The sequence below is a fragment of the Verrucomicrobiota bacterium genome (genome assembly GCA_016871675.1).
In the GTDB taxonomy this organism is placed as follows: Bacteria; Verrucomicrobiota; Verrucomicrobiia; order Limisphaerales; family VHCN01; genus VHCN01.
Map to the genome: position 1 here is coordinate 1 of VHCN01000031.1, position 26,019 is coordinate 26,019.

The following is a 26,019-nucleotide window of genomic DNA, read 5'->3' on the forward strand; positions in this document are numbered from 1 at the left end:
AATACTTCTGCACCGAAGACGGCGCGAAGAACGGGATCACCTTCGAGAACACCAGCGAGACCGAACCGCTCGTCACCCTCCGCTACTTCGGCCCCGAGGTGAACCCGGACGCCCCGGCGATGGGCGCGTATCGGAAGAACAAGTTCAACTAAAGCTCGTTCGACTTCACAAAACGGCGGCTGGCGATGGCGTCAGCCGCTGTTCTGTTTTCCGGCTCGCGAGCCGCGACCATTCCCTGTGGACTACGCGAAGCGACTATACTAGAATCAGGCCATGCGCTGCGTCTTCACCTGTTCACCTGGTTTCCGTCGGCTTGGGCCAATCTCCGGCCCGCAATTATTCTACCGTTATGGCGCAACCTCCCCCTGATCACCATCCGGCCGAGCACGCCGGAATGGTGCCCACTTCCTTCAAGTATCTGCTGGTCGCTTCGGCCTTGTTCATCGCGGGCGTCTCGGCGTTCTTCTCCGTGCAGGGCCTGGGCTTTCTCTTCGCTGGTTCGGCCGTGGCGGTGATGGTCATGGCAGCGAGCTTGGAAGTAGGGAAGCTCGTCGCCGCGTCCTACCTGTCGCGCTACTGGAACGTGACGAGCCGCGTGCTGAAGATCTACCTCGTGCTCGCGGTGCTGTCCCTCATCGCGATCACTTCGCTGGGCAACTACGGCTACCTCGCGCGGGCGTATGAGCGCACGCACATGCAGATCACCCTGTTCGAGAGCCAGATCGTCCGCAACGAGAAGGAGATCGTGGACACGCAGCGCCAGATTGACGGCGCACGCGGGTCGCTCGCGACGAGCAGTGAGGCCACGCGCGAAGATATCGGCAAGCTCCAGCAGCGGATCACGGCGGGCAACGAGTCCCTGAACCAGGCGCTCGCCCGCCTTCAGGAGCGGCGCAAGACGGCGCAGGAGCGGCGCGACCGCGATTTGCAAGTGCCCGCCCAGCGCGTGACCGAGCAGGGTGAAGTGCTCAAGAAAGCCATCGCGATCGAAGAGGCTGCCATCACCAGCCTCAACGAGCGCTTGAGTGCGATGGACAAAGCCGGTGCGCCGCGCTTCGCCGTCGAGGAGGCCGCGACCACCAGCTTGAACGAGCGACTCGCCGCACTGGACCGGGCCGAGGGACCGAAGTTCGTCGCCGAGGAGTCAGCCATCGCCACGCTGAACGAACGGCTGGCCGTGCTCGACCGCGCGGTGGACGCTTACACGAAGCAGGGTGCCGGCGGGTTGTTTAAGTTCGACAACATCAAGAAGGGGCAGGCGCTCCAGGCACAGCAACGCCCGCAGCGCGAGGCCATCGCCGCCGACTTGGCCGTGCAACGGGAGCGCATCGAAGAACGGCGCGTGGAGCACCTCAGGCAGCAGGCCAAGGCCCGCGCGGACCTCACGGCGGAACTGGCCACGTTGCGGGCGCGCATCGAGCAGTTGCGCACCGACCACGCCAAGCAGCAGGCCAAGGCGCACGAAGCCATCAAGACCGAACTCGCAGAACGCCGCGCGATGATCGACAGCCAGCGCAGCGGCTTTGCGAAGCAGGTGGAGGCGGCGGACCGCGAGGTCGTCGCCGTGCGCGAACGCTTCACGCAGGAGTCGGCGCGGCTCGACACGGAAGAGCAGGACACGCGCAAAACCGGCATGGCCGAGATCGGCGAGGTGGAGAAGCAGTTGAAGGCCATGCAGGCGCAGGGGCTGGCGGCGACTTCCACCAGCGATTCGCAGTCCGAGTCGCTCTATCAGCGCATCCGCGCCCGCAACGAGGACATCCACCGGCTGCGCGGCCAGATCGCGGCCGTGGACATCGGGTCCTATCGCTTCGTGGCCCGGGCGTTTGATGCGACCGCCGATGGCGTGGTGAAGTGGCTGATACTCGTGCTCGTGTTGGTGTTCGATCCGCTGGCCGTTTCGCTGGTCGTCGGATTCAATGTGAGCTTGCTGGCAGAGCGTCCGCGTTCGCGTTCGCATTTGGTCGCCGGAACAACGGCGGGTGAGAGCGCCGAGGAACATCCGTCCGATGCATCACCGCGTTCCAAGGCCTTGGCCACGAGCCTGAGCCTGCTGCTCATCGCCGCGACGTTGGGCGCGGCGGCGTTCGTGAGTGTCTGGGGCACGAGTGCCTTCCGTGACAAGGCGCGCGCCGGGCACGGCAGCCTGATTCCCGGCGGGAGCTTCGCCGTGATGACGTTCCGGCCCGATGACTTGAGCCGGTCGGCGCAGGGGCAGACGTTCGCCGATTGGCTGGGGGCCTCCGGCGGCAAGGCGGTTTCCGACACCGTGACCGAGTTGATGACGAATGGCTTTGACCCCAGGGCCGATCTCTACGCGTTCGCCAAGTTCCCGTCGCAGGAAGCGGCGGCGAAGAGCGACCAACCCGTGATGCTGTGCGGCTTCGTGGGGCGCGTGACCGACCCGGTGGCGGTCGAGGCGGCGCTCTCGCGCATCGCGGACCGGGTCAGCAGCAGCCTGCGCACGTCGTCGAACGCCGCGCCGTCCCGCGCGCGCAACCGGGCGATGATCCGGCACGGGACGGGCCGCTACATGGATCCCGAGGGCGGTTACTTCACGTTCGGGCTGACCGGGCAGGCGGTCATACTGCTGATCGAGTTCGAGGGCGATCCGAAAGCCCCGTGCGTCGAGGACGAGATTCGCCGGTGCCTTGCGCCCGCGGTCGCCGCCGGGACGGGCACGGAAGCCCCCGAGCAACTGCCCCCGCGCGCCCGCAGTCGCAACGGCGCGATCTCCCTGTGGTTTGATGCAGGACGTTTTTGCAAGCACCTGCCCAAAAACCCCGCCGCGCAGACACGTTACCAGCAACTGGAGAAGCATCTGGACTTCGACCTGTTGCTGTCGGTGAAGCCGAGCCTGAGCGGGCAGTTGAACCTGATCGCCGACTACGCCTATCAGGCCGAGCGCTTCAAGGACCGCCAGCAGCCTACGCCGCTGCAACTGCTCTCGAAGATCGGCGCGGCGGAACCGGCGGGCATCGGCGGGCGGCTGATGGACCGGTGCATGGACACGCTCGACTACGACTCGCTCATCGAACGGCTGCGCGCGGCGCTGGGCGGCACGAACGGCGCGAGCGCACAGCAGGTGCTCGTCGAAAAGACGTTCACGTCGGAGCGCAACGCGCGGTTCGCCCTGAGCGTGCGCTACGGCGAGCAGGCCGGGCCGCCGATCATAGCAGCCATGCAAACCCTCTTCCAGTAAGGCCACCACGATGCGACGGCTGCTGACACTTCTTCTGCTGGGGGGATGTGTCGCGCTGTCCGCGTGCCTTTCCAAACCGAAGAAGAAAGCGGCAGAACTGCCGTTCAAACCGCCCACGCGCCAAGGTCGTGGCCCGAGTGAAGCGCCAAAGGCGACGGCGGAAGGAACTCAGCCCAAGGCCCCCGCCTCCGCGCCGGCTCCTGCGGCGTCGCGACCGAAACCTCCGGTTGAGCCGCCTCCCGTGGCGGCAAGACCAGCGGCTCCCGCTGTCCCGCCGCCTGCGCAGGAACCCAAGACGAAGGAAGGAGCGAATGCGGCAGCGCCAGCAAAAGTGCCGGCCAAGCCAGTTGAACCGCCGCCGGTCCCTCAGCCGACGGTCCAGCGCGGAGCCCCTGACTCAGCGGCCGCCAAAGCTCCGCTCCCTCCCGGCAACCCGCCAACGTCCGTCCCCAAGCCTGAGCCAACGACGGCGAGCAAGCCGGTGGTCCCACCGCCGCCGTCCCAACCGTTGCCGGCGACCCCCCAGGTCACGAAGCCAGTCGAGGGACGCGCGACCGAAACCAACCTTGCGCCCAAGCCACCGCCCACCGCTCCGTCCGCAGCGCCGTTGCGAACCGTGATCCCGTCAACTGCAACGACCTCAACCAAGCCCTCACTGAGTGGTCCGATTTTGGGCGTGGCGGGAATGGAAGCGCGCCCGCGCACGGGAGAAGCGCGCAGCCTGCCCTTGCCGCCCGGCGGAGGCGGGAGAACGAACGGGGTGACGCCAGCTCCACCACTCGCGCTGCAGTTCGGTCAGAGCACCAACCAGCCGCCGGCCACCAACGCCACGCAGCGGGCAATCGGCGTTGATCCCTTGCTGCAAGGGGCGGCGTGGCGCGAGCAGCAACAGGCCAAGCAAGCCGCCGAACAGAAGGCGCGCGAGGAAGAGCAGCAGAAATTGAAGGCCGCGCTGTATCGGTTCCTGCTCAAGGGCGGCACGAACCGGTGACAGCGAGGAACGCGGCGCGCTGGCGCGAGCGTTGGGCGTCAGCTACGCTCCCCGCGCGCGATGTCACCTGGAACCACGGCCGCCTCTGGCACCAACTCACCGGACGAGAACACCGGCGTGGTCGCGCGCCTCAAGGCCGCCACTGAGCTGCTGGAAAAAGTCGCGGGCGATCGCGCCTTGCTGGCGCAACTGACGATTGAGGAGCGCACGCGGCTGCTGACCGCGGCGGGCGACATTTACTGCCCGGACTTGAAGGAGCGGCGGCGGCTGGTGAAGGCACGAGTGAAGCAGCGCAAGGCGGAAAAGTTGGAGCGGGATCTGGCGAAGCTGCACGAGACGGGCATTCGCAAGCTGCGGCGCGAGAAGGTGTTCATGACGCCGAATGTCTTTCCGCCGGCGGATTTTCAGCAGCAGGAGGTCACGGCCGACGCCGAGTTCCGCGAGGTGGTCGAGCCGCAGAACTGCTACATCTGCAAGCAGGATTACTCGACGATCCACCACTTCTACGACCAGCTCTGCCCGGCGTGCGCGGACCTGAACTGGCGCAAGCGCACGGAGTCGGCGGACCTGCGCGGGCGCGTCGCGCTGCTCACCGGCGGGCGCGTCAAGATTGGCTACCAAGCCGGGATCAAGCTGCTGCGCGCGGGCGCGAACGTGATCGTGAGCACCCGCTTCCCGCGCGACTCGGCGCGGCGTTACGCGGCGGAACCGGACTTCAAAGACTGGGGGCACCGGCTGGAGATTTTCGGCTTGGACCTGCGGCACACGCCGAGCGTGGAGGCGTTTTGCCGTCACCTGTTGGCCACGCGGTCGCAGCTGGATTTCATCATCAACAATGCCTGTCAAACCGTGCGCCGGCCGCCGGATTTTTACGCGCACATGATGGAACGCGAGAATGGGGCGTTGCACGACTTGCCGCCGGAAGCGGCGAAGTTGCTCGGCGCTTACGAAGGGCTGCGCGGGTATCATTTGCTGCCGGAAGGAGCGCCGGGCATTGCCCGGCAGGATGACATGACAATCTCCAAGCCGGGCGATGCCCGGCGCTCCAGCGCGTTGCCCGGGCTAACGCACGCCGCCGCGCTGTCACAGGTTTCTTTGCTTCCCGAGGAACTGGCTGCGCAGCAGGCGTTGTTCCCGCAAGGCCAGTTGGATCAGGATTTGCAGCAGGTGGATTTGCGCGACCGTAATTCGTGGCGTTTCCTCATGCACGAGGTTCCCACGGTGGAACTGCTCGAGGTGCAGCTCGTGAACGCCATCGCGCCGTTCATCCTTAACGCACGCCTCAAGCCGCTCATGCTCCGCACGCCCGGGCGCGACAAACACATCGTCAACGTCTCGGCCGTGGAGGGGCAGTTCTACCGGAAGTTCAAGACCACGCGGCATCCGCACACGAACATGGCCAAGGCCGCGTTGAACATGATGACGCGCACCTCGGCGGCGGACTACCACGCGGACGGCATCCACATGAACGCCGTGGACACCGGCTGGGTGACGGACGAGGACCCGGTGCAAATCGCCGCGCGCAAGCAGCAGGAGCATCGCTTCCACCCGCCGCTGGACATCGTGGACGGCGCGGCGCGGATCGTTGACCCGATCATCGCGGGCTTCAACACGGGCACGCACATCTGGGGGAAATTCCTGAAAGATTACCGCGAAACGGACTGGTGAAGGCCGGCGCCATTTCAGCCAGGAACCCGGGGAGGACGCCGTCCGCCCCGGTTGGGTGGCGACCCGTGCAACGCTTGACAGCCGGTGCTCGCGGGCGGACAACCGCGCCATGAAATCCCTGTTCGCCTCCGCGGCCGCCGTGCTGCTTGCCGTTCCCAGTCACGCGTCCGCGGCACCGGCGCTGCGAGTGACCGTGGCTGCTGGAGACACGGACCGGCGCGAGTCCATCGTGGCTTTCGATCTTCCGGCAAGCGCGCGTGAGTGGCGCGGGTTGACCGATGCCACGGGGAACCTGGTTCCGTTTCAAGCGGACGACTTCGGGCGCGGCTGGTTTGTGCTGCAGGAACTCAAGGCGGGCACGACCGCGAACTTCCGCCTCGGGCCCGCCGCGACGACGTGGCCGGACGGCGTGACCGTGAACGCCGACGGCGCGGTGCTGCGGCTCGCCGTGGCAGGCCAGCCCGTGGCCGCATACCAAACCACGCCGAGCGAGGTTCCGCCGGGAGTGCCGCCGCATTATCGGCACGGCGCGTATCTGCACCCGGTCCACACGCCCGCGGGCCGGCTCGTGACGGCGGATTATCCTCCGGACCACCGGCATCAGCGCGGGATTTTCTTCGCGTGGACCAAAACGGAGTTCGAGGGCGGCCACCCGGACTTCTGGAACATGGGCAAGGACAAATCCGGCGTGGTCACGGCCGCGGTGGAGTTCGACCGGCTGGATCGCACGTGGAGCGGCCCGGTTCACGGTGGCTTCGCGAGCCGGCATAAGTTTCTCGACCTCGCGGGCGGCAAGCCCAAGCCGGCCCTGCGGGAGCAGTGGAACGTGCGCGTCTTCCGCGCACGCGCGCTCGGCGGCACGGCGTGGCTGCTCGACATGGTCTCGACGCAGGAGTGCGCGGGCAACAGCCTCTTCAAGTTGCCGAAATACCATTACGGCGGACTCGGCGTGCGCGGCGCGGCGGAATGGGACCCGGAGAACGTGCCGAAGTTCATCACGTCGAACGGCGACGACCGGAAGAAGGGCGACTCGACCAAGGCGAATTGGATCCACTTCGGCGGCGCGCTCGGCGGCGGCACGGCGGGGATCGCCGTGCTGATTCATCCGGACAACTTCCGCTCGCCGCAGGCGCTGCGGCTCAATCCGAAGAACCCGCAGATTTGCGTCGCGCCTTCGCAGGATGGCGACTGGGAGATTTCGCCGGGCAAGCCCTACGTGTCGCGCTACCGCTTCGTCATCGCCGATGGCGAACCGGACAAAGCCGGGCTGCAACGGCTCTGGCAGGACTACGCGAATCCGCCGAAGGTGACCGTGCAGGCGGAGTGAGTGTGGCAAGGCTTCGGGCGCCCCCGCGCTTTCGCCGAATCACCTCGCGATGGCCCGCACCACCTGACCCTTCGACCACGCGCCGAGCTTCTTCCCGTCGGCGGCGTTTTTGAGCCGCAGCGTGACCTCCGAGGCGCCGGAGCCGCAGGTGCCGAGATTCTTGCGGGTGAGCAGCTCCGCTTCGATGGCGTCGCCGGTGGGAGTGAAAGTCGCCGTGGTGGCCCGCAGCGAGAGCGGCGGCCTTGGCGCGGTGCGTGAACCTGGCGGCGCTGAGCTTCTCCCCGAGGGACGCAGCCGTCGCGCGGGCCGCGGTGCACAGGGAAGCGAGAGCGAATACGCGAGCGAGAAATGGAACCACCTTCATGGCGTGAACTGACGTGCCCGCCCGTCGCTCGGGTCACCTCTTCTCGGCGATGCACCAAAGCGAGCGGTGCGTGCGGATGAACAACTCGCCGTTCGATGGCGCGATCGAAGAGTTGCTCGGCTCGCCAAGCGAATTCACGGAGACGAGTTCGAATTGGGGCGACGCCTTGAACACGAAACAATCGCCACCCTGCGTGATCGAATAGCAGTGGCCGCCCGCGAGCATCACCGAGGACCAGTTTTGTTTGCTCGGCGCCTTTCCGGTCAGCGTCTCGGACCACACGGTCGCGCCCGTCTTGAGGTCGAGGCACATCGCGGTGCCGGGGTCGTTGTGGATGTAAATGCGGCCGTCGTGAATCACGCCCGAGCCGATGCGCTGCGGCGAGCGCGGGTGATGCCAGAGCCGGCGCGAACCCGTCACATCGCCGCCGCCGCCCGCCCGCACTGCGAACGCCGAGCCGCCGAAGCCGCCCATCGCGACCACGATGCCGTCCGCATGAATCGGCGAGGTGTAGCAAAGCGGGTTGAGCCCGGTGCAGTGCCAGATTTCCGAACCGGTCTGCAGATCGTAGGCCACGAGGCGCTTCGGCCAGCTCATGAGCAACTGTTCCTTGCCCTCGACGGTCGTGACAATCGGCGTGGTCCACGAGCCGATGTAGGTCTCGCCCTGCACGCCCTTCTCGCCCGGTTTCGGATGCTTGTAGCCGGTGGATTCGTCCTGCTTCCAGACGGTCTTTCCCGTGCGCTTGTCCACGGCGATGAGGTAGGTCGCATCCGCGGGGCCGAAGTTGAGGAAGCACAGGTTGCCGCGAATCACCGGCGAAGCGCCGTTGCCCCAGATGTGGAATTGCCTGCCGAGATCGGTGCGCTTCCAAAGCTCCTTGCCGGCGAAGTCGTAGCAGAACAGTCCGTCGGACGCGAAGGACACGATCACGCGCTCGCCGTCGGTGGCGGGCGACGCCGGGCAGTAGGGATTGGTCGAATGTGTCGGCTCCTTCTCGTTGGTGGCGACGCCAACCTGCCAGGCCAGCTTGCCATCGGCGCGATTGAGGCACATGAGCGTGCGACGCTCTTGAACGGCTTGAGTCACGAACACCTTTTCGCCCCAGACGACCGGCGTGGAGTTGCCTCGCTCCGGCAGCGGGATGCGCCACTTTACGTTTTCGGTCGCGCTCCACTTCATCGGAAGGTTGTTCTCGGTGCAGATGCCGTCACCCGTCGGGCCGCGCCACGCGGGCCAGTTCCCGGCACCGGCGGAGGGGACGGCGGCCAGCAGTGAGATGGCCGTGATGGCGCTGAGCAGGCAGGGGCGCACGGCAGGGACGAGTGGCTTCATGACGCGAATGTAGCAACCGCCGCGCGCGTGGCAACTGCGGCGCGTGAATGCGGCAGGCGTGACGGGTTTCTGTTCGACAACCGCCGCAGGCTTCGTTGAACTCCGCCCATGCAGCGCATCACCCGCGACGCCGCCAGGAAATTCGCCTTCGACTGGCGCGATGAACCCATTCTGCGAGTCCGGCCGGGCGAGTCGTTTGAAGTCGAGACGTGGGACGCGAGCACCGGTTACTTCCAGACCCCGGCGGACAAGGCCATTCCCTCGAAGCGCCCCGGCTTCGACCGCTCGCCGCCGACCGCCAATCCCATCGGTGGCCCCGTGTGGATCGAGGGCGCCCAGCGCGGCGACACCCTGGTGGTGGCCGTCGAGGACATCGTGGTCGAGGGCCACTCGTGGATCGCGATCGGCCCGCGGCGCGGTCCGCTGGGCGAGAGCGCCCGCTGGCCGGAGTTGAGCGCGGACTACACCACCAAGATTTTCAAGCACACGCCCGGTCCGAGCGGAACGAACCGCGACGGCACGCTGCACTTCAGCGACACGCTCTCGTGGCCGATCACGCCGTTCATCGGCACGATCGGCACCACGCCGGATCGCGAGGTACACTCGAGCATCTCCGGGCAGGGCGAGTGGGGCGGCAACCTCGACATCCGCGACGTCGCGCCGGGCAACCGCATCCTCCTGCCCATCTTTCACGACGGCGCGCGATTTTATCTCGGCGACGTGCACGCGAGCCAGGGCGACACCGAGTTCACCGGCACCGCCGCGGAAACCTGCGCGACCGTGCGCGTGAAACTCGACTTGGTGAAGGGCCAGCGCGTGCCGTGGATGCGCATCGAGAAGCCCGCCTCAATTGTGAGCGTCTTTGCGGCCCGCCCGATGGAGAGCGCGGTCGAAACCGCGACCATCAACCTCATGGACTGGCTCATCACCGGGCACGGCTTCACGCCGACGGACGCGTATTGCCTCGTGAGCACGTGCCCCGACTTCCGAATCAACGTCTACCAGTCGTGCAAGATCGCGAAGCTCGACTGCGTGGTGGGCGCCGAGTTGCCGCGCAAGTATCTGAACCACTGAGTCGCTGGACGGGTGACGGGCTGTGACACGTCCTCCCCGGCCTCCGGGCAGCACCTCGAAATCCGTGTCCATCCGCGGTTCCATCGGAGCGGTTTCTGCCGTTCTCGGAAATCCTCGCGCCCACGCGGCAGCTTTCGCTAGTCTCACGTCGTGAATCCGAGCGCGAATTACCTCGCCCGCTCCCGCGACTTGTTGACGGTCGTGGAGAAGCAACTCCCGGCCATCGCGCAGGCGGCGGACTGGTTTGCGCAGACGATCCTCGCGGGGCGGATGGTCCATCTCTTCGGCTCCGGCCACAGCCGCATCCTCGTGGAGGAGATGTGGCCGCGTTACGGCTCGTTTCCCGGCTTCAACCCCATCGTCGAGCTCTCGCTGAGTTTCCACAACATGGTCGTCGGGCCGAACGGCCAGCGGCAGGCGATGTTCCTCGAAAACGTCCCCGGATTCGCCGCGCGCATCCTGCGCAACTTTGACCTCTCCGCAAGGGACTCCGCGCTCGTGGCGTCCTCGTCCGGTTGCAACGTCGTCCCGGTCGAGATCGCGGAAGAGTTTCACAAGCGCGGCATCAAGGTCGTCGCCATCATCAGCCGTGCCCACTCCGAGGCCAGCGCCAGCCGTCACCCGGCGCGGAAAAAGTTGCAGGACTTCGCGGACGTCGTTCTCGACACCGGCGCGCCCGCCGGCGACGCGATGGTGCAGATCGACGGACTGGAGACGCCCGTCGCCCCCGGCTCCACGCTCGGCGGTTGCGCCATCGTCAATTGCATCAAAGCCGAGGTCGCCGCGCGACTCGTCGCCGCCGGCCAGCCCCCGCTTGTCCTCACCGCGGGCGCGGTCGTCGGCGCCGACCACGCCGCCGCGCTCTTCGAGGCCGCCTACGACGAACACGCGCAGCGACTCGCCGGACTTTACCAGCACCTGGGATCGGGTTGACCTCATGCGCGCGCAGCCGAGTTGTCGGAGAAGGCCCGCTTGGGAGCTGGTTGCCGTGCTCGGTCTGGTCGCGACGTGGACGTGTCACGCTGCCGCCGCCGGCGCGATCAAGCCCCCGCGCGCCGCGCGCTCGGTTCACCTCGGTTATCCCGCGCCGGACGCCGCGCTGTTTTACACCGAGATGGTCGTCGAGGAGTCCGTCAACGGCAGTTACTTCATGGCCGCGGGCTGGAACACGGGCTACCTCGGCGTCCAGCAACTCGGCCCGCCGACGAACAAGGTCGTCATCTTTTCCGTGTGGGACCCGACGAAGGGCGACAACCCCAACGCCGTGAAACCGGAGGACCGCGTCGAGTTGCTGCACGAGGGCGAGGGCGTGCGCATCCGGCGCTTCGGCGGCGAAGGCACCGGCGGCCAATGCATGGCGCCGTTCGCGTGGAAGGTCGGCGAGACGAATCGCTTTCTCATGCGGGGCGAAGTGCAGGGTGACAAGACCGCATACACGGCGTGGATCTGGCGCGCCGACCGCGGCGACTGGTGGAAGCTCGCGACGTTCCGCACACAGTCGAAAGGCTCGCCATTGCGCGGGCTTTACTCGTTCGTCGAGGACTTTCGACGCGACACAAGAAGCGCGACCGAACGCCGCCGCGCGCGCTTCGGCAATGGCTGGGTGCAGACGGTCGCAGGCGCATGGCAGCCGCTGGTGAAGGCGCGTTTCACCGCATCCTCCGCCGAGTGGGAGGCGAAGGACACAATCGACGCCGGCGTCCGAGACGGTTGGTTTCAACTCGCGACCGGCGGGGAGACGAAGACCACCACGCCGCTTCGCTCGGTGATGGAATTGCCGCCGTCCCAGCGCAAAGCGCCGGCGCGGTTGCCCGAACCGGCCGCGCCCGCGAAACCCGCGCCGGGACCCCGTTGAACATGAGCACCACGGCGAAGGACTCGCAGTTGATCGAGTCCGCCATCGCGCTCGCGCGCGCGTTGCAGGCGCGCGCGACGGGGCTTCAGACGCCGCACGAGCGCCGCCAGCAGGCCGAGTTGGACCGCATGCTTCAGACGCCCGCGGACAAGGTCACGCTGGTGCAACTCACCGACCAGGCGTTCCGTTGTCGCGCGGTGTCGCGCACGGCGGACCACCTCACGCACATCCTCGACGCGCAGGGCGTGCCGCGCTTCTTCAGCCCGATGGACCGCGCGCTCTTGCGCGGGTTCCAGACCTTCGGCGGATGGCTGCCGGGCGTGTCCGTCCCGCTCGTGAAGGAGCACATGCAGCACGAGACCGCAAACGTCGTGCTGCCGGCCGAGACCGAGCTGCTCACGCGGCATCTCCGCGCGCGCCAGTCGGAGGGCGTGCGGATGAATCTCAACTTCCTGGGCGAAGCCCTGCTTGGCGAGGAGGAAGCCGCGCACCGGCTCGAGAAGTATCTTGCCGCACTACAATTGCCCGAGGTCGAGGTGATGTCCGTAAAAATCTCGACGCTTTTCTCGCAGATCCATCCCCTCGCGCGCGACCACACGCTGCGCGTGCTGTGCGAGCGGCTCGAATTGCTCTATCGCGAGGCGGCGCACCTGAAGTTCACGCGGCCCGACGGTTCGCACGCGGCGAAGTTCATCTACCTCGACATGGAGGAGTATCGCGACCTGCACCTCACCGCGCAGGCGTTCATGCGCGCGCTCGACCGGCCGGGGCTGCAACACGCGGGCGCGGGCATCGCGTTGCAGGCCTACATCCCGGACTCGGCCCGCGCGCAGCGCGAGCTGAACGACTGGGCGCGGCGGCGCGTCGCGGCCGGTGGCGCGCCGATCACCGTTCGCATCGTGAAGGGCGCGAACATGGAAATGGAGCGTGTCGAGGCGTCGTTGCGCGACTGGCCGCAGGCGCCGTTCAAGTCGAAGCGTGAGACGGACGCCAACTTCAAGCGCATGCTCCGCGAGGCGATGCGCCCGGAGAATCTCGCCGCCGTGCGTGTGGGCGTCGCTTCGCACAATCTCTTCGACCTCGCCTTTGGGCTCGTGCTCGCAGCGGACGCGCAGGCCGGTGACCGGGTGCAATTCGAGATGCTCGAGGGCATGGCGAATCACCAGCGGCGCGCGCTGCTCGAGCATTCGCGCAACCTGCTCCTCTACGCGCCCGCGTGCCGCAAGGAGGAGTTCCTCAACGCCATCGGCTATCTCATCCGCCGGCTCGACGAGAACACCGGGCCGGAGAATTTCCTGCGGCACGCGTTCCGGTTGAACGTGGGCTCGGCGGACTGGGATCAACTGGAGCGCGGCTTCCGCGAAGCGTTCGAGGTGAGAGCCTCCGACGCACCGCGTCGCACGCAGGACCGGTTGACGGAGCGATCGGATGCGCCGCGCGCGGAGATGGACTGGCGTCACTTCCAAAACGAGCCGGACACCGACTGGTCGCTTCCGCAGAACAGCGCGTGGGCCGCGAGCATCGGGGCGAGGCAGGCGGCGGGCACGACCGAGATTCCGCTGGTGATCGGCGGCGAGCCATTGGCATTTGACAACCGGCAACCGGCCATCGGCCATTGTCTCGATCCATCCCGCCCCGGCGTGGTCGTGGCGCGGTATCGCGTGGCGGACGTGTCGGACATCGAGCGCGCGGTCGCTTGCGCGAAGGCCGATCCCGATGGCTGGCGCGCAATGACCCTGGATGAACGCAGCGCCGTGCTCGGCCGCGTGGCGCAGGAGCTTCGCCGCGCCCGCGCCGATTTGATGTGGGCCGCGCTCGCGAATGGAGGCAAGACGCTCGCCGAGTCCGATCCCGAGGTGAGCGAGGCCGTGGATTTCGTGGAGTTCTACCGCGCCAGCGCGCGGGAGTTTTTCGAATTGGGGGGCGTCACCGAACGAGGCGCCACCTCATGGGCACCGGGCTTCAGCCCGGTGAGCGGGCCTGAAACGAAATGGCCAGCCGCGTCAGCGGCTTCCCCTCGGGTCAAAGCCATGGAAACGGCTGCACCCGTTGACCGGCCGGCCAACACCGCGCCGAAGCCGGGGGCTGAAGAGAGGATTCACGCAGCCGGCCGCGGCGTCGTGGTCGTCGTGCCGCCGTGGAATTTTCCCATCGCGATTCCCGGCGGCGGCGTCGCGGCGGCGCTCGCGGCGGGGAACACGGTCATCCTCAAGCCCGCGTCGGACACCGTGCTCATCGCGTGGGAGTTGTGCCAGTGCTTCTGGCGCGCGGGCGTGTCGCGGCGCGTATTGCAGTTCGCACCGTGTCCCGGCAGCGGCGCGGGCGCGCGACTCGTCACGCATCCGGACGTGGATGCCGTCATCCTCACCGGCGGCACGGACACTGCGCTGCGCATGTTGAACGCGCGCCCCGACCTGCGGCTCTTCGCCGAGACGGGCGGCAAGAATGCGACCATCATCACCGCGCTTTCCGACCGCGAGCTTGCGATCAAGCACCTCGTCCACAGCGCGTTCAGCCACAGCGGGCAGAAGTGTTCCGCCACCTCGCTGCTGCTGCTCGAGGCGGAAGTTTACGAGGATGCCGCGTTCAAGCGCATGCTCTGCGACGCCGTGAAGAGCCTCCACGTCGGCAGCGCGTGGGACTTGCCCACGCGCGTCGGTCCGCTCATTCGCCCGCCGGGCGGTGACTTGGAAGCGGCGCTCAAGACGCTCGAGCCCGGCGAATCGTGGGCCGTGCTGCCGCGACAGGTCGGCGACAACCCGCACTTGTGGTCGCCCGGCGTGAAATGGGGCGTGCAGCCCGGAAGTGTCACGCACCTCACGGAGTTCTTCGGGCCGGTGCTCGGCGTGATGCGCTTCGAGCGGTTGCACGAGGCCATCGCGCTCGTGAACCAGACCGGCTACGGGCTCACGAGCGGCCTCGCGAGCCTCGACGACCGCGAGCAAGCCGAGTGGCTCGCGGGCATCCGCGCGGGCAACCTCTACATCAACCGCCCGACGACCGGAGCGGTGGTGCTGCGCCAGCCGTTCGGCGGGATGGGCAAGTCCGTCTTCGGCGCGGGCATGAAGGCGGGCGGGCCGAACTACGTGGCGCAGTTCATGCAGTTCACGGAGTCCGACGAGCCAGACTCGCCGGACACGTCCGACTCGCGAGACAAATCCACCGGCCCGTTGCTGCCTGGCTTCATCGAAATCCTGCGCCACCTCGCGCCCGACGCCGCGCCCGCGCCGGACGTCCGTCGCACGCTCGCCGCGGTGCGGAGCTACGCGCGGAACTTCCGCGGAGAGTTCAGCCACGCGCACGACCACTTCCGCCTGCTCGGACAGGACAACTTCCGCCGCTACCTGCCCGTGCGCGAGGTGCGCGTGCGGGTCGGCGCGGCGGACACTTTCTTCGAGAACGCCGCGCGCCTCGCCGCGGCACGCATCGCGGGGTGCCGCATCACCGCGAGCCACGCGCTGCCTTTCACGTCGGCGTCGGTGCAGTTGCTCCACGAGTTGACCGAGGAATGGGCTGGAGGCATCGAGTTTATCGAGGAGTCGGATGCTCAACTCGCCGCTGCGGTCCGCACACGACAGGCAGACCGCATCCGCTTCGCCGCCGAGGACCGCGTGCCGCGCGTCGTGCGCGACGCCGCGGCGGAAACCGGTCTGTTCCTGGCCGACGCGCCCGTGGTGTCCGAGGGCCGCGTGGAACTGCTCTGGTATCTGCGCGAGCAAAGCATCAGCCACGACTACCACCGCTACGGCAACCTCGGCGCGCGCGGCTGCGATTCGCGCCGCGAACCGGCGTGAGGCGAACGCCCGGCGGGAGAACGTCACACCGAGTTGGAAGCAGGTGCTGAAAAGCGACGGCCGCCCGTCCTGTGCCGCGTTCACTCGTATGCGGCGACAGGCTTGCCCAACACATCCATCCGCGGCTGGATGCCGAGGCCGGGCGCGGTGCCTGCAGCGAGGCGGCCGTGTGTGCGCCGGGGCGCGCCGGCGGCGATGGACTTGGTCACGTAGCTGTTGAAGTCGGTGCTGGTGAAGAGGAACCCGGCCGGCGTGCTGTGCGCGAGGTGCGCGATGGCGGCGGTCACGATGTCGCCGCCCCAGGTGTCCTCAATGGTCATCGCGAGGCCGAGCGAGACGCAGAGGTCGCGGGCCTGCCGGGTCTTGGTGAGGCCGCCGAATTTGCTGATCTTCAGATTGACCACGTCCATCGCGAAGTCGGATTTCCCGCGCACGAGCATGCCGATATCATCCACGACTTCGTCGAGTACGAAGGGGTGGTCCGTCGCCCGGCGCACGGCGAGGCACTCCTCATAGGTGAGGCAGGGTTGCTCGATGTAAATGTCCACGTCGCGCACGGCGCGGCAGACGCGGATGGCTTCGTGCTGGGTCCAGCCCGTGTTTGCGTCGGCCACGAGTCGTTCGCCGGTCGCGAGCACCGCGCGCACGGCGCGGATTCGTTCAATGTCCACGTCCGGGTCGCCACCGACCTTGAGTTGGAATCGGCCGTAGCCCTCTGCGCGATAGCCTGCGACGCGTTTCGCCATCGCATCGGGAGTGTCCTGTGAAATGGCGCGGTAGAGATGGAAGTCCTCGCCGAAACGCCCGCCCAGCAACACACACACAGGCAGGCCCGTGGCCTGGCCGAGGATGTCCCAGCACGCCATGTCCACGGCGGACTTCACGTAGGGATGGCCTTTCAAGACCGCGTCCATGCGGCGCGCGAGCTTGGTGAGTTCGAGCGGATTCTCGCCGAGCAACTGCGGAGCGAGTTCCGCGAGTCCTGCGCGCACACCGGCCGCGTAAGCTGCAAGATACGCCGGGCCGAGCGGACACACCTCGCCCCAACCGGTGAGGCCCGAGTCCGTTTCGACCGCGACGACGGTGCTGTCGAACACCGTGACGGATTTGCCGCCGCTCCACTTGTAGCTGCCCTCGTGCAGCGGGAGGTCCACCTGATACACGGCGATGCGGGTGATGTTCATCGGAGGGATGGGCCGCAAAGAACGCAAAGCGACGCAAAACATGGCGTGAAGACGGAGCGGAATGAAGTTCCTGCCGCCGGCGGAGACTCTGACACCACGAACTTCTTTATCGCGAACTTCGGCGCGTCGAAGTTGACGGGCGCGCGGTGTTCGGTCCGCGACGCGCGAAGGTGACCGAGAAGTTGCGCGACATGTTCGTCACAGAACGCGCGCGCAGCTTTGAGTCCCACGATCCGTTGTCCTTCGATGAAAAGGTCGGCAAACAACTCACCGATGACCGTGCCGCCTTCATCGCGCACTGTAAGCGGATGTTGCTGCTTGACGTCAAGGCCGGGGCTTCGCAGTCGATGCACAAGCGCATTCCCGTAGACTTTCTCCAAGTGCCCCGGTCCGAGGTAACGGTGAATCGAATAGGCGGCTTCCCGCACTTGGTCGCACAATTGGAACACGCGGTCTTTCATGCTGGAGTCCTTTCCCCTTTGCGTTGTCTTGAGTTCTTTGCGGCAAATCTCGGTCAATTCGGCGGCATGCCCCAGAGTGCGCCCAATGGCTCGAACATCTGCGGGTCGTGTTTCTCGAGCAGCCAGCCCGCGCCGGGGTCATACTCGGCTTTCGGCCGCGTGCCGGGATACCCGGGCGAAAACCAGAGCGGCACCTCGCGCAGCTTCGCGACGGCATTCGCCGGCACGACGCGAACAATCTCCGCGAGTTGAGCCGGCGTGAGCTTGAGCGCCTTCTCGGTTTCGTCCGCCCGCTCGCCGGGCAACTTCTCGCTCCCGGGCACGGTCCGGCCTTCGATCTGGCGGGTCTTGTAGCCTTCGGCGGCTTTGGGTGGAAGCGGCGACGCGATGAACGCGGCCGCGCAAAGTGCAAGGGTTCTCATGATTCTCATTCAGCGGATTCCCCAGCAAAAAAAATCGCGTTCATCGAGCAGCAGCGTGGCCTCGCTGTTGACGCTCGCGTTGCCGGTGATGACCGGCAGCACCTCGCCCTTCGCGCGGTCGAGCCAATGATAACGTCCGGTAAGCCTGGTGCCGAGCACGCTCTCCTGCACCCACGCCTCGCCTTCAGCCAGCTTGCCGTCCGCGGCGAGGCACGCGAGCTTGGCGCTCGTGCCGGTGCCGCACGGTGAACGGTCGTAGGCCTTGCCGGGGCACAACACGAAATTGCGCGAGTGCCCGCCAGCCTGCGGCGGCCCGAAGAGTTCGACGTGATCCACCTCGGGGAAGCCCTGGCCATTCACCGCCTGCCGGATGCGCCACGTCACGTCCGTGAGCTGCCCGACGTTGTTCAACTCGATCGCACACGGATGATTCTCGACGAGGAAGAACCAGTTCCCGCCCCACGCGACGTCGCCGGTGATGTTGCCGACGCCCGGCACGTCCACGACCGCGGCTTTTGCCCGCCGCCAGCTCGGCACGTTCGCGACGGACACCGAGCCGTCGTCGTGCAACGTCGCCGACACCACGCCGACGGGCGTGTCGATGCGATGCTCACCGGGCTGGATGCGACCGAGGTGCGCGAGTGTGACGATGAGCCCGATGGTGCCGTGACCGCACATGCCGAGGACGCCGACGTTGTTGAAAAAGATGACACCGCACGCGCACGAAGGGTCCGCGGGTTCGACGAGCATCGCGCCGACGAGCACGTCCGAACCGCGCGGCTCGTTCACCACGGCGGAGCGGAACTTGTCGTGCTGCTCGCGGAAAACGCGGCGTTTGTCTGCGACGCTGCCGTCGCCGAGGTCCGGGCCGCCGGCGAGGACGACGCGCGTCGGTTCCCCGCCGGTGTGCGAGTCAATGACCTGGACGCGCTGCATCGCGGCTACTTCTTGAGCGGCCGCACGAGCGCGAGGACGTCGGCGGCGCGGACGGCGTTGTGGAAGACGATGTAAGTGTTGGTCGCGCCGGTCTTGGCGTCCTTCGCGCCCGCAGGCGGTGTGTTGCCGTGCGCGGAGATTTCGGAGACGTGGCCGATGGCGTTGCCAAATTCATCGAGGACCGCGGCGCCGCTGGAGCCGGGCGCCCAATCGGTGGAGACGTTCATGCGCTGCGGGAATTTCTCCTTCGCGTTCTCGCCGTGCCAGTGCTGGTAGAAACGGTTCACGATACCGCGGCTGAAATACGCCGGGTGTCCCGCGGGATCGCTGTAGCAGAAGGCCTCCTCGCCCGGTCGCACGTTGGTGTTGAGCGGCAGCGGCGCGAATTGCTCGCCCGGCGCGATGCGCAGGATGGCCGTGTCGGTGAACTTGTCCGCGGCCAGCACTTCGATCACGGGCATCACCGTGCCGCCATCGGTCGCGGCGATGAGATAGCCCTCCCGCATGTCCTTGGGCTCGGCGACGTGGTAACAGGTCGCGATGGCGCCGCTCGCGGAAATGGCGTAGGCGCCCGCGAGGTTCAGGTGCCAGTTGTCGCAGCGCGGGCAGAGGTAATAGAAGCCGACGCGCCAGTGGGCCTTGCGCGCGCGGTCCCAAACCTCCGGGGCAGCGAGCTTGCGCGTGCCGGGCTTGGGCAGGATGAGGTCGCAGTTCGTGCGCTTGAGTTGCTCGCGCACAACTTCCATGGCGAGGAGCTTGCCCGCCTCGCGCAGTTTCTTCGCGGCTTCGAGTGTCTCGGGCGGCGGGCCATGGCCTTCCTTGACGACGGGCACACCGGGGGACTGGGCGGCGGCGGTCGCGGTGAATGCGACCCACGCGACCCACGCGAGGAATGATGACGAACGGTCACGGGACCATGCTGATTTCATAAAGTGTGGGAGTGTGGCGAAGCCGTGGCCGGATTGCACGCAGAATGGCCGGTCATTTCACGCCCGGCATGAGGTTCCGGATGGGCTTCGAGAAAATCAGCAGCACCAGTCCCGTGCCGCCGGCGGTTCCCACGATCTGCAGGAAGATGCCCGGCATCTCGGAGGCGTTCTCGCCGGTGACCTCGCCGGCGATGAGGCCGCCGAGCAGGTTGCCGAGCGACGCCGCGAGAAACCACACGCCCATCATCTGCCCGACGAGCCGCGGCGGCGCGAGCTTCGTCACCGAGCTCAGGCCCACGGGGCTCAGGCACAACTCGCCGACCGTGTGCAGCAAATACGTGATGACGAGCCACGACGGCCACACGGGGCCGCCGGCGAGCGCGCGCTTCGCGCCGACCGCGAGCACCAGGAAGCCCGCGCCCAGCAGGATCAGCCCGTAGGCCATCTTGCTCGCGAGCGAGGGATCGCGGCCGCGCCGCGCAAGCGCGACCCACATCGCCGCCGCGACCGGCGCGAGCACGATGATGAAGATCGCGTTCAGTGACTGGAACCAGGTCGACGGCACTTCGAACTTGATCAAGTCAAGCATCCGGTCCGTCTGCCGGCTTGCGAAGAGGTTGAGCGACGAGCCCGCCTGTTCGAAGCCCGACCAGAACATCGCCGCCGAGAGGAACAGGATCGCGATGACGCCGACGCGTTTCTTCTCCGCCGTGTCGAGTCCGCCGAACGCAAAGACGCCCGCGAAGTAAAGCACGGCGATCGCCACGATCACCACCGTGGTGCGTTTCGCGAGCCACTCCGGGTTGATCTGAACCACGCCCGCGAGCGCGAGTCCGACCACGGCTGCCAGCGCCCCGAGCGCGACGGCGACGATCGCCCAGTCGCGTTTCTGCCTGTCACCGCCATGGGGCGGGTGGAGTCCGGCGTCGCCGAGGTGATGACGCGTGAGCCGGAATTGAATGAGACCGAAGACCATGCCGACGCCTGCCGCGGTGAAGCCGTAGTGCCAGTTGAGTTTCTCGCCGAGCGCGCCGCACACGAGCGGGCCGATGGCCGCGCCGAGGTTGATGCCCATGTAGTAGATCGTGAAGCCCGCGTCGCGCCGCGCCCCGCCCTCGGGATACAGGCTGCCGACGAGCGTGCTGATGTTGGGCTTGAGCAGCCCCGTGCCCACGACGAGCAGCACGAGCCCGAGGAAGAACGCCGCAACGCTCGGCACCGCGAGCGAGAAGTGCCCCGCCGCGATGAACATGCCGCCGATCCACACCGCGCGCTGCGCGCCCAGCAGGCGGTCTGCGATCCAGCCGCCCGGCAGCGCCGCGAGATACACGCCGGCGGTGTAGAGCCCGTAAATCGCCGTCGCCGTCTTGTCCGTCATCCCCAGCCCGCCCTTCTGCACCTGGTCCACCATGAACAGCACGAGCAGCGCCCGCATGCCGTAGTAACTGAGCCGCTCCCACATTTCGGTGAAGAAGAGCGTGTAGAGCCCGCGAGGGTGCGGGACGGATGGTTCGGTGGTCACGCCCATTGAGTAACAGCCGGCGCGAGGAGGCTCCAATCAATTCTCACAGGCAGCGACCTCTGCAAATTGTGCAGCGTCGAGGCGGCGCCTCGACGGAACCTGCCAGATTCCTTGGAAGTCCGGCCACTGGCCGGACACTACACCGGCGCAAGATGGGATTTGCAGCGGTCTCAGACGGCTGAAGCAGCGACCGGTGACGCTTGTGGTCAGGGCGATTGCGCCAGCTTTGGCCGCTCCTTGATCCCATCGCGAATGATCTTCAACACCGCCTTCCGTTCCTCGCCGGCGATGGTCAGGCGCGGCGCGCGGACCCACTCGCGGCCGAGGCCGGTCTCCTGTTCGCACAGCTTGATGTATTGCACGAAGTGCACATGCGTATCGAGCTTGAGCAGCGGCTGGAACCAGCGATACAGCGCGCGCGCCTCGTCCCAGCGGCCCGCGCGTGTGAGGTCCCACAGCCGCTGGTTCTCGCGCGGGAATGCGATGCCCGTGCCCGCCACCCAGCCGTCAATGCCGAGGATGCTCGCCTCCAGCACAAGGTCGTCCACGCCGGTGAAGAGCGCGTAGCGGTCGCCGACGGCGTTGCGAATCTCCGTGATGCGCCGCGTGTCGCCCGAGCTTTCCTTGATGGCGACGAAGCGATCCTCGTCCGCAAGCTCGGCAAACAGCGCGGGCGTGATGTCGTTCGCGTAGCTGATGGGGTTGTTGTAAATCATGATCGGCAAGCCGCCGCCGCGCGCGACCGCGCGCAGGTAAGCCGTGCTTTCGCGCGGGTCGCCCTTGTAACTCATCGGCGGCATGAGCATCACGCCGCTCGCGCCGAGCTTCGCCGCGTCGCGCACGTAGCGGATGGCCGCTGCGGTGCTCGACTCCGCCACGCCGCTCAACACCGGCACGCGGCCGCGCGCGCTCCGCACGGCGCAGCGCACCACGGCGCGCTTCTCGTCGGGCGCGAGCGTCTGGTTCTCGCCGAGCGAGCCGCAGACGATGAGCCCGCTCACGCCGCTCTCGATCAGCGCCTCGAAGTGGCGCGCGGTGGCGGGCAGGTCGAGCGATTCGTCGCGCTTCAATTGCGTGGTGACGGCGGGAAAGACTCCGGCCCAGAGGGGAGGCATGAAGTATTCAGTGTTCAGGGGTTGGAAGGTGGCTCGCTTCGCGCGGCGGGGCGGCCGGCCGCAGCGCGGCCGGTTCCACCTCCACAAGTTCATCGCATCACGAGGTTCTCAATGAAGAACTCCATCATGCGGTCGCGATTCAGGCCGGCGTGTCCGATGTCGGGGCCGATTTGCAGGTCGAAGCTCTTGCCCGCGCGCTGCAACGCCTGCACGAGCTGGAGCGTGTTCGACGGGTGCACGTTGTTGTCCGCCGTGCCGTAGAAGAGCATCAGCCGGCCCTTCAGGTTCGGAGCGTAAGTCATGATGGACGCGGCGTCGTAGGCGGCCTTGGCCTCCTGCGGAATCCACATATACCGCTCGGCGTAGATGCTGTCGTAGTTGCGGTAATCGGTGACAGCCGATGAACTGCACGCCGCGTGAAACACGTCCGGGTGCCGCAGCAGCGCGGTGGCGGAAACCGTGCCGCCGTAGGACGTGCCGAACATGCCGACGCGGCCGCGGTTCACGTAAGGCCGCGACCAGAGCGATTTCACACCGGCGGCCTGGTCATCCACTTCCACGAGGCCGAGCTTCTGGTAAATGGCGTCGAGGAAGCGCTTGCCGCGGCCGTTCGCGCTGCGCGAGTCGAACGACGCGACGAGAAAGCCAAACTCCGTGAGCGTGTTCGGCGTGGCGAAGGTCTCCCGCGCCGCGCTCGTGGCCGGGCCCGCATAAACGCTCACGAGCAGCGGATACTTCTTCGCCGGGTCGAAGTTCGACGGGAAGTGCAGGAGGCCGTGGAGGTCGTTCGTGCCCTCGGCTGCCTTGAACGTGAGCAGTTCGACGCGCTTGAGGCCGAGCTTGTCGAACTTCGTCGTGTCGCTTTTGGCAAGTTCGGCGAGAACCTTGCCGTCGGCGTCCACGAGGCGCGTGCTCGGCGGCGTGTCGTGCCGCTGGATCGTGTCCACGAAGTGCCTCGCGTCCGGCGCGAGGTCCACGGTGTGATGCCACGCCGGGTCGGTGAGGCGGCGTTCGCCGGTGCCGTCGAGTGCGACGCGATGGAGCTGGAACTTCATGTGGTTGTCGCTGCTGCGGGCCATGTAGTGGAGCGTGTTCGCGTCCTCGTCGAGGCGCACGATGGTCGCGACTTCGAACTCGTGCTTCGTCAGCGCCGCGAGCAGGCGGCCGTCGAGATGGCGCAGCTCGAAGTTCTTCCAGCCCGTGCGCTCGCTCGTCCAGATGAAGCGCTTGCCGTCCTTGAGCCAGCGGATCGCGGGCGAATTCTCCGTCCAGCTCGCGGGCCATTCCTCGCGCACCACCACGCGGCACTTGCCCGTGGCAGGATCCGCCGCGGTGAATTCCATGATGTTCTGGCGGCGGTTCGTGCGGTGGAAAAGCAGTTCCCGTCCGTCCTGTGTCCACGACACGCCGTAGAGATAATGGCCGACGACGCCGTTGTCGAAGGGCCTGCCGTCGCGCGCATCCACGGTGATCGTGCGCTTCGAGTCGAGGTCGTGGATGAGGATGTCGACGACGGGATTCGTGGCGCCGGCTTTCACATAAGGCTCGGAGTCGAGCGCCGTGTTGATGCGCGTGTGGCTGAGCGTGAGAAAGAAGTCGCGCACCTGCGACTCGTCGAACCGATAGAACGCGACGCGCCTGCCGTCGGGCGACCACCACATCGCCGTGAGCTGGTCGAGCTCCTCGCCATAGACCCAGCTCGCGGTGCCGAACTTGAGCCGCCTGGCCGCGCTGCCCTCGGTCGTGAGGGCGCGCTCGTTCGCGCCATTCGTGTCGCTGAGCCAGAGATTGTGGTCCCGGTAGAAGGCCTTGAGCTTTCCATCCGGCGAGATTGCCGAGGTGTATTGGCGACCGCGCCCGGGACGGTTGCCCCCGCCGGAGAAACGTCGACCCGCGCCATCGCCCGGCGGCGACTTCGCGGCGGGCGCGGTTTTCGAAGCGTCCGCCTCGGCGGCCTTGCCTTCGGCGATGTCGAAGCGCCAGCGCTTGCCGTCCTTCGAGTATTGGAACGCCTTGCCGCCGTCGAGCCACGTCACGGACAGCGTGCCGGGCTTCACCGCATCTGCGCCCTCGCGGCTCATCTTCGTGAACCGGTCGTAACCCGGCATCGTCTTGAGCCGGTCCTGTGCCGTCGCGGAGGTCGCAAGCAGCGCGAGAACGAGCAAGGCGCTCGCCACGAGACTCCGTGCGGCACCACGACACGGGTTGAGCGCTCCGGCCTCGTGACGGCGGGCACCCTGCCCCCACAGTTTCGCAGTTGAATTCATGGCATCACATTTTATCCGAGGCGCGGCACTGCGCGACCCGGACGTTCCGCGTCGCGCATGAGCTTGGGAACGGGCGCAGCCTTGCCGACTTCGACCGTAGCATCGAGAAAAATCCACGTCACCAAACCGCCCATGCGCTCAAAGAGTGAGGTTCCACGAGCCACGAAGGCTCGCGATTGTCTCCCAAGCCTCCGCCTCCCCGCTAACCCGCCGCCTTGGGAGTGCGGAGGCCTTCCGGCATGAGTATCGCCAGACCGTCACCGTCGGCTCATGACATCTTCAATTTCCTCCGCCTCGACGGGAATCTTCGCCATCAAATCCACCGGGCCGCTTTCCGTCACGAGGATGTCGTTCTCCAGCCGCACGCCGAAGCCTTCCTTCGGAATGTAGATGCCGGGCTCGACGGTGAGCACCCAGCCGGGCGCGAACGGTTGCGATGCGAAACCGACATCGTGCACATCGAGCCCGAGCGGATGGCCGAGTCCGTGCATGAAATACTTGCGGCACGCGGGCTCGTCGGCGGTCTGTTTCTTGATGTCGCGCGAGGTGAGCAGGCCGAGTTGCAGCAACGCCTCGTTCATCATCGCCTGAGATTCCTTGAGCCAGTCGCGCGCGAGTTTGCCGACGGTCGCGCCCGCGATGCTCGCGCGCATCACGCGCAGCACGGCGTCATACACGCGCCGCTGCCGCCGCGTGAAACGTCCGCCGACCGGGATGGTCCGCGTGAGGTCGGAGTTGTAGTTCGCGTAGCTGGCGGCGACGTCGAGCAGCAGCAAGTCACCCTTTTTGCAAGGCTGGTCGTTCTGGTTGTAATGCAGCACGCAGGCGTTGGCGCCCGAGGCGATGATGGGGTTGTAGGCGAACTTGCCGCGGCGCCGGATGAACTCGTGCGCGAACTCGGCCTCGACTTCGCACTCGTTCACACCGGGCCTTGTGAACTTGAGCACGCGGCGGAAGCCCGCGTCCGTGATGGCGACGGCCTGCCGGATGAGTTCGAGTTCGGCGGGTGACTTGACGACGCGGAGCTGGTGCATGAGCCGCGCGAGCCGGTGATACTGGTGCAGGGGAAACAGCCGCTGGCATTCGCGCACGAAGCGCTCGTCGCGCGTCTCCACCTCGGCGGCGGCGCGCTTGTGCTCGTTGGAGTTGAGATACACGCGCTCGGCGTCGCACATGAGCTGGCGGAACACGGTGCGGAACTCGCCGAGCCACTTCACCGTCTTGATGCCGGAGATTCTCTGCGCCTCGTCCTTCGGGTGCTTGTGGCCCTCCCAGATTTTCAGCAGCTCGTTCGGCTCGCGGAGGAAAAGCACCTCGCGGAGCCCCGGGTCGAAGGCATCGGGCGCGAGCACGAGCACGCTCTCCTCCTGCTCGATGCCCGCGAGGTAGAAGAGGTCCGAGTTCGGCACGAGCATGAGCGAGCCGTCGGCATTGGTGGGAAGCACATCGTTGGCGTTCAGGACCGCGACGCTGTTGCGCCGCATCAGCGCGGCGAGGCGCCGGCGGTTTTCGACGAAGAGTTTGGAGTCAACCGTGGCGTGGCGCATGGGCGCGACGATACTGAAACCGCGGC

Annotated in this window: 18 protein-coding genes; 8 read left to right on the plus strand and 10 right to left on the minus strand. The window is 66.9% G+C overall.

Annotation, left to right across the window (positions count from 1 at the left end; translation table 11 throughout):
- Positions 1-394 precede the first annotated feature (394 nt).
- The 4 genes from FJ386_08430 to FJ386_08445 all read left to right on the plus strand — a co-directional run bounded on the left by FJ386_08430 (position 395) and on the right by FJ386_08445 (position 7,188).
- The gene (locus FJ386_08430; protein MBM3876727.1) at positions 395-3,202 is read left to right on the plus strand and encodes a hypothetical protein; all 2,808 of its coding nucleotides are present in this window, start codon (positions 395-397) and stop codon (positions 3,200-3,202) included.
- Between the two features lie 10 nt (positions 3,203-3,212).
- Positions 3,213-4,193: a hypothetical protein gene (locus tag FJ386_08435; protein MBM3876728.1), complete on the plus strand. Its 981-nt coding sequence runs from the start codon at positions 3,213-3,215 to the stop codon at positions 4,191-4,193.
- 60 nt (positions 4,194-4,253) lie between these two features.
- Positions 4,254-5,861, plus strand: a complete 1,608-nt coding sequence (locus tag FJ386_08440) for an SDR family oxidoreductase (protein ID MBM3876729.1) — start codon at positions 4,254-4,256, stop codon at positions 5,859-5,861.
- A 109-nt stretch (positions 5,862-5,970) separates the two neighbouring features.
- Positions 5,971-7,188 carry a hypothetical protein gene (locus FJ386_08445; GenBank protein MBM3876730.1) on the plus strand — a complete coding sequence of 406 codons (1,218 nt, stop codon included), beginning with the start codon at positions 5,971-5,973 and terminating at the stop codon, positions 7,186-7,188.
- Positions 7,189-7,585: 397 nt separating this feature from the next.
- Here the strand turns inward: FJ386_08445 and FJ386_08450 are convergent, their stop codons facing one another.
- Entirely contained in the window at positions 7,586-8,887 is a 1,302-nt protein-coding gene (locus FJ386_08450) for a serine/threonine protein kinase (GenBank protein ID MBM3876731.1), read from the minus strand.
- 108 nt (positions 8,888-8,995) lie between these two features.
- Between FJ386_08450 and FJ386_08455 the strand changes: the two genes are divergently transcribed.
- From FJ386_08455 to FJ386_08470, 4 genes are all read left to right on the plus strand, one after another.
- Positions 8,996-9,961 carry a hypothetical protein gene (locus FJ386_08455; GenBank protein MBM3876732.1) on the plus strand — a complete coding sequence of 322 codons (966 nt, stop codon included), beginning with the start codon at positions 8,996-8,998 and terminating at the stop codon, positions 9,959-9,961.
- Positions 9,962-10,111: 150 nt separating this feature from the next.
- Positions 10,112-10,894, plus strand: coding sequence for an SIS domain-containing protein (locus FJ386_08460; GenBank protein MBM3876733.1), 783 nt, complete (start codon positions 10,112-10,114; stop codon positions 10,892-10,894).
- Between the two features lie 4 nt (positions 10,895-10,898).
- Complete coding sequence (locus FJ386_08465) at positions 10,899-11,816, plus strand: DUF3472 domain-containing protein (protein MBM3876734.1); 918 nt, start codon at positions 10,899-10,901, stop codon at positions 11,814-11,816.
- A 1,802-nt stretch (positions 11,817-13,618) separates the two neighbouring features.
- Positions 13,619-15,610 carry an aldehyde dehydrogenase family protein gene (locus FJ386_08470; GenBank protein ID MBM3876735.1) on the plus strand — a complete coding sequence of 664 codons (1,992 nt, stop codon included), beginning with the start codon at positions 13,619-13,621 and terminating at the stop codon, positions 15,608-15,610.
- An 80-nt stretch (positions 15,611-15,690) separates the two neighbouring features.
- On the opposite strand, the gene FJ386_08475 is transcribed toward FJ386_08470, so the two are convergent.
- The 9 genes from FJ386_08475 to FJ386_08515 all read right to left on the minus strand — a co-directional run bounded on the left by FJ386_08475 (position 15,691) and on the right by FJ386_08515 (position 25,993).
- A complete protein-coding gene (locus tag FJ386_08475) occupies positions 15,691-16,794 on the minus strand; it encodes a mandelate racemase/muconate lactonizing enzyme family protein (protein MBM3876736.1) in 1,104 nt (367 codons plus the stop codon).
- Entirely contained in the window at positions 16,791-17,255 is a 465-nt protein-coding gene (locus tag FJ386_08480) for a GxxExxY protein (protein ID MBM3876737.1), read from the minus strand. Before FJ386_08480 ends, FJ386_08475 begins: the two co-directional genes overlap by 4 nt.
- Positions 17,256-17,308: 53 nt before the next feature.
- On the minus strand, positions 17,309-17,677 hold the full coding sequence (locus tag FJ386_08485; protein ID MBM3876738.1) for a hypothetical protein: 369 nt from the start codon (positions 17,675-17,677) through the stop codon (positions 17,309-17,311).
- A gap of 9 nt (positions 17,678-17,686) precedes the next feature.
- Positions 17,687-18,613 (minus strand): hydroxyproline-2-epimerase, encoded by a 927-nt coding sequence (locus FJ386_08490; protein ID MBM3876739.1) that lies wholly within the window; start codon positions 18,611-18,613, stop codon positions 17,687-17,689.
- A 5-nt stretch (positions 18,614-18,618) separates the two neighbouring features.
- Entirely contained in the window at positions 18,619-19,542 is a 924-nt protein-coding gene (locus FJ386_08495; protein MBM3876740.1) for a trypsin-like peptidase domain-containing protein, read from the minus strand.
- A 52-nt stretch (positions 19,543-19,594) separates the two neighbouring features.
- Positions 19,595-21,070: a peptide MFS transporter gene (locus FJ386_08500; GenBank protein MBM3876741.1), complete on the minus strand. Its 1,476-nt coding sequence runs from the start codon at positions 21,068-21,070 to the stop codon at positions 19,595-19,597.
- Positions 21,071-21,270: 200 nt separating this feature from the next.
- Entirely contained in the window at positions 21,271-22,179 is a 909-nt protein-coding gene (locus tag FJ386_08505) for a dihydrodipicolinate synthase family protein (protein ID MBM3876742.1), read from the minus strand.
- Between the two features lie 89 nt (positions 22,180-22,268).
- Positions 22,269-24,446: a S9 family peptidase gene (locus tag FJ386_08510; GenBank protein ID MBM3876743.1), complete on the minus strand. Its 2,178-nt coding sequence runs from the start codon at positions 24,444-24,446 to the stop codon at positions 22,269-22,271.
- A 257-nt stretch (positions 24,447-24,703) separates the two neighbouring features.
- Entirely contained in the window at positions 24,704-25,993 is a 1,290-nt protein-coding gene (locus FJ386_08515) for an aminopeptidase P family protein (GenBank protein MBM3876744.1), read from the minus strand.
- Positions 25,994-26,019: the final 26 nt, after the last annotated feature.